The organism is Bradyrhizobium sp. (genome assembly GCF_049512235.1).
GTDB lineage: Bacteria > Pseudomonadota > Alphaproteobacteria > Rhizobiales > Xanthobacteraceae > Bradyrhizobium.
This window is the reverse complement of the sequence record NZ_JBEKXH010000527.1, coordinates 1-4,222: the sequence shown is the minus strand read 5'-3', so window position 1 is coordinate 4,222 and position 4,222 is coordinate 1. Positions and strand designations below refer to the sequence as shown.

At 63.0% G+C, this 4,222-nt stretch carries 6 protein-coding genes; all 6 read left to right on the top strand.

Annotated features, from left to right (window positions below):
* Positions 1-258 precede the first annotated feature (258 nt).
* The gene (locus tag ABSG20_RS31025; protein WP_423868267.1) at positions 259-1,269 is read left to right on the top strand and encodes a methyl-accepting chemotaxis protein; all 1,011 of its coding nucleotides are present in this window, start codon (positions 259-261) and stop codon (positions 1,267-1,269) included.
* A gap of 9 nt (positions 1,270-1,278) precedes the next feature.
* Entirely contained in the window at positions 1,279-1,578 is a 300-nt protein-coding gene (locus tag ABSG20_RS31020) for an STAS domain-containing protein (protein ID WP_423868266.1), read from the top strand.
* 5 nt (positions 1,579-1,583) lie between these two features.
* On the top strand, positions 1,584-2,198 hold the full coding sequence (locus tag ABSG20_RS31015) for an ATP-binding protein (protein WP_423868265.1): 615 nt from the start codon (positions 1,584-1,586) through the stop codon (positions 2,196-2,198).
* The gene (locus ABSG20_RS31010; protein WP_423868264.1) at positions 2,195-3,433 is read left to right on the top strand and encodes a PP2C family protein-serine/threonine phosphatase; all 1,239 of its coding nucleotides are present in this window, start codon (positions 2,195-2,197) and stop codon (positions 3,431-3,433) included. The genes ABSG20_RS31015 and ABSG20_RS31010 overlap by 4 nt, the downstream gene beginning before the upstream one ends.
* Before the next feature lie 98 nt (positions 3,434-3,531).
* A complete protein-coding gene (locus ABSG20_RS31005) occupies positions 3,532-3,903 on the top strand; it encodes an Hpt domain-containing protein (RefSeq protein WP_423868263.1) in 372 nt (123 codons plus the stop codon).
* A partial coding sequence (locus ABSG20_RS31000) for a hypothetical protein (RefSeq protein WP_423868262.1) occupies positions 3,900-4,222 on the top strand: 323 nt, incomplete at its 3' end. The genes ABSG20_RS31005 and ABSG20_RS31000, both read left to right, overlap by 4 nt.

The following is a 4,222-nucleotide window of genomic DNA, read 5'->3' as shown; positions in this document are numbered from 1 at the left end:
CCTGTGTGGTCTACGGCATGCCGAAAGCGGCGTTCGACTGCGGTGCGACCGAAATCGAGCTGCCGATCGGCAAGATCACGGAGCGCGTGTTGAACAACTGCAGCGCCACTGCAAAACGAGCGGTCAGGGTGTGACATGTTCGGCTTGAACAGGCGGGTCAGCGGCGCTGCGGCAACGAACATTCCAGAGGCGCTTGCGGTATCTTCGCCGTGCGGAGACCCGCGTCAGGATTCGCACGTTGATCTGTTGCAGAGCTGGATGTCGCTCGCCGAAATGCAGCAGCGCGTGATCCGGACCCTGATCGCGGAGATCCAGGATACCTCCGGCTTCGTGGAAAAGCAGGCGGACGATCTGAGCGGCCGGTTCCAGCGGCTGGCCCTGAGCGCGCAGCAGCAGACCGGACGCGTCGAAAGCCTGACCAGTCTTGCAACCAGCATCGAGGTCGAAAACCAGCCGGTTCCGATCGAGGAAATCGCCCGGCTGCTCAAGGACACGCTGGGCGACGTTATTGTGAAGATACTGATGTTGTCGAAGGACTCGATGGCCATGGTCTATGCCATGAGCGAGGTCAGCGCCAACATCGTCAATGTCGAGAAATGCATGGCGAGCCTGCAGCAGGTCACCAGCACGACCAACATGCTGGCGTTGAACGCGCGGATCGAGGCCGAGCGCGCCGGCGCGGCTGGGGTCACGTTCCGCGTTGTGGCCGACGAGGTGCGCGAGCTTTCGAAGGCGACGCAGGCATTGTCCGTTACCATGAAAAGCGAGCTGAAGGCGATGACGGACGGTGTCGCCACCGGCCGGGCCACCTTGCAACGCGTGGCGACCATCGATCTGACCAACAACATCCTCGCCAAGGATCGGCTCGAAACGCTGCTGGGCGCGCTGCTCCAGCGCGGCAATGTCGTTGAAGATATCGTCGCGGAGGCGGTCTCGGAGGCGGGACTGATCTCGGCCGATGTCGATGGCATGATCACCGGCCTGCAGTTCCAGGATCGCGCCAGGCAGCGGCTGGAGCACGTTGTCGATGCGCTGAGCGTGATCAGCGAAGCTCTCGAGGAAAACAAACGAAATACCGCCAGCGTCGCGCCGGAACTGCTCGAACTCGCGCCCGCCGACCTCGGCTGGGTTACGGGACTGCTCGATCGTTTCACGATGAGCGAGATGCGCGCGCGGTTCGCCGCGGAGCTTCTCACGGGCGCGCCTGGCGCCGAGCCTCATCGGGATGCCGGTCCAGGGGACACAAACGGATCCATCGAACTATTTTAGGACAGCACCATGAAGTTTGAATTCCAGCCCAACGACGCCCGCGTCACCCTCAGCGGCGAATTCACCTTTACCGACCACGTCGCTTTTCGCGAGGTTGCCGACCGGCTGCTGCAGGCCGATGACCGCACCATCGTGGTCGAGCTGTCGCAGTTGCGGTTCATCGACTCCGCGGGGCTCGGAATGCTGCTGATCGCCCGCGACGAGGCCGGCAAAGCCGGCCGCACGCTGGTGTTGTCGCAACCGCAAGGACAGGTCAAGCGGATGTTTGCCGTCACGAAATTCGACGAACTCTTTACCATTCAAGCCTGATCATCATGCTGCCCGTGCAGGATCTGCAGCAACACTGCGCGACGCGCTGGGATGGTGCGTCCGAGGCCACGCTCACGCAATCGCTGGCGGCGCCGGCAACCGCATGCATCGAGGCCGGCCTGCTGGTCGATGACGGACCGGACCATGCCGGGAATGGCAGCTGTCTCAGTCTCACGGTGTCGGTACGGTCGATCTATCGGGAGGCGATTGCCGGGGCATTCGTGCGCGCGATCGACGACAGGCTGCGGCTGAGCCGGGAACTGCGCGATCGGATCGTTACCGCCTTGCACGAAGCGCTATTGAATGCGGTCATGCATGGGCATCTAAAGCTGGAGGCCGGGCTTCGCGATACGCTCGGCGGGTTTGAAACGGCGCACGAAACGATCGTCAGGCAGTTGGCGTCGCAGCAATATGCGCAGAGCCGGGTAGTGATCGCAGCGCAATGGGGCGCCGGCCGCCTGCTGATCGCGGTGCACGACAATGGTGTTGGTTTCGACCCTGACAAAAACCGGAGCCGGCAGCGCGGCTGCGGCCGTGGTCTGGCCGTTGTGGAAGCATTCTGCGACAGCGTCACGCATCTGGACGGCGGCAGGACGATCGTTCTGGGATTTGAGCTATGAACGTCTTGGTTGATACCGGGAAGGTTTCGGAGCCCGTTGCGGCCGATCGCGCCAGCATTCTGGAATGCACGCTCCTGATCGCCGATGACGATACGTTGTGCCGCCGGCTGCTTGCGGGAATCCTGCAAAAACAGGGGTTCAGGAAATTCCTGTTCGCCGAAGGCGGTTATTCGGCGCTGCAACAGATCGAGCAACATCAGCCCGACCTTGTGCTCCTGGATATGCAAATGCCGGATCTCAGTGGACTGGATGTCTGCAAACGGATCAGGGCCCGGGCGGCGTTGATCGACATCCCGATCCTGATGCAGACCGCGACGGTGGATCGCAAGCAAATGGGGGTGATGTTCGCCGCGGGCGCCTCGGACTTTCTGTCGAAACCCATCAATCCGTCGGAATTGATCGCGCGCGTGATCACCCATCTCGAGCGCCGCTGCCTGCTGCGCGAGCTGCGCGACTATCGGGAGCGCACCTCCGCAGAACTGGAAGCCTCCCGGCGGATGCAGCTCGAGCTGTTGCCATCTGCCTCGCTGCAGGACGCGACGGCCAGTTCGACCGGCCTGCGCATCGCATCCTATTTTCGCCCCTCTTCGGAAATCGGTGGCGACATCTGGGGAATGCTGCCGATCAATGACGGCTCGTTCGGCATCTTCATCGCGGATTTTACCGGCCATGGCGTCACCGCCGCGCTCAATACCTTCCGTCTGCATGCCTTGATCCATGAATACAGGCACTTGCATGGCGACCCCTCCGCTTTCCTGTCGGCGCTGAACAAGCGCTTGGCAACGCTGCTGCGGCTCGGGCAATTCGCGACCTTCCTGTACGTCGTGATCGACCACGTCGCCGGCCGGCTGAGGATCGCGTCCGCCGGCGCGTCGCCGCCGATGCTGATGGCCGGATTGCAAGGCTCTTCGCAGCTTGTCGAGGCTTCCGGCGCGCCGCTCGGCATCGCGCCGGACATGCAATATGAATTGCACGAGAAACCGTTCGCACCCGGTTCGATGCTGCTGCTCTACAGCGACGGGTTGCCGGAGAATCCGGATCGCGACGGCAACCGGATCGGTGAGATCGGCCTGCTCGAGGCGATCGATGCCTGTGAGGCCGGCCTCACGCCCAGTCAGCTTGTCGAGCGCGTCTGCGCAGCGGCGGGCATCCAGGCCAACGTTGCGCTGCCGGACGATACCACGGTCATATGTGTCGATCGGCGCGGGGTCCGGGCCGTTGATGACGATATATAAAGGAAATACGTGACTTCATTAATGTACGTTGTCCGGATATGCGCCGCCGCGGTTGGCGAAGCCCGTGGCGGGGTGCCCAAAGGGCGGGGATGAACGTCATGCCGACTGATTTCAGCAACGTGCCGCTGTTCGATCGCGAGCAGATTGAGCTCCTGCGCGAGGCCATGGGTCCGGAAGATCTGGGCCCGATGCTTGCCGAACTCCCGCGGCACGCCGTGCAATCGCTTGATGCGATCCAGGCCGCGCTGACGGCGGATGATCTCGATCAGACCCGCCGTGCGGCCCATGTCCTCAGGGGATTTGCCGGCAGCTTTGGCGCCGCGCGCCTGGCCGCGATCGCACGCGCCATCGAGCTGGAATGCCCGTCGGTCGCGGTGCTGCGGCAATGCATGCCGGCGCTGGTCGAGACCATCGAAGCAACCGCTGCCGCGATCGATGAGTTGGCCGCAACGGCCGGCATGGCATCGTGAAAGCGCTGCTCGACAGGCTCACGGCGGAGACCGAGCGCCCCGCGATACGGGAGCGCGGGTCCCCTTATACGGCGATGATCGCTGCCGCGGCCTTGGTCATCATCATGGTGTGCGCCGCCGGTTTCACAATCTGGAATATGCATCAGCGGGTGATGCTCGAGGCGCGCGCCAGCCTCGCCAAGCTGTCCGTGGTCATTGCCGAGCAAACCTCCCGCTCCTTTCAAGAGGTGGATACGGTGCTGAGGGAAGTCGCTGAGCACATCGGCCAGGCTGGATCGGACGTCTCCAGCATGAATGGCCGAATGTACCATCAGTTCCT